This window comes from Catenibacterium sp. AM22-6LB (assembly GCF_003435615.1).
Lineage (GTDB): Bacteria > Bacillota_I > Bacilli_A > Erysipelotrichales > Coprobacillaceae > Catenibacterium > Catenibacterium mitsuoka_A.
This window is the reverse complement of record NZ_QTUM01000125.1, coordinates 292-694: the sequence shown is the minus strand read 5'-3', so window position 1 is coordinate 694 and position 403 is coordinate 292. Positions and strand designations below refer to the sequence as shown.

Annotated in this window: 1 pseudogene; it reads right to left on the bottom strand. The window is 38.5% G+C overall.

Annotated features, from left to right (window positions below):
- Positions 1–403, bottom strand: a pseudogene (locus DW269_RS12530) (hypothetical protein); the annotation flags it as partial.

The following is a 403-nucleotide window of genomic DNA, read 5'->3' as shown; positions in this document are numbered from 1 at the left end:
TGCCACACTTCTCCTTCAATCCAATGGAATGAAGATGCATCCATCTGTATCATCTCACCAGCATACTTTGATCTCGGACGTCTTGGATGTGCATCCTGTTCATCAAGTATATTGATTGATTCCTTTATCTCATTCCTAACCTTTTCAGAAGCAGTGTCATTCATTCTTTCTTTAAGTTTTTTCTTCAATGCTTTCTTTGTTTTTCTTCTGGCCTTTGGAGAGAGCACATCCTCAGCTCTCATCCAGTTGTTGAGTGTAGTATCACTTATCTTTATACCGAAGTCACTTTCTACAATTTCACAGAAGTGAGTGAAGTTTGCATCAGAGAAATCATTAATATAAAGAGAGATGATCTTATTCTTTATGTCCAAAGGAACTGCAGAAGCAGGCAGTCTTCCACGGT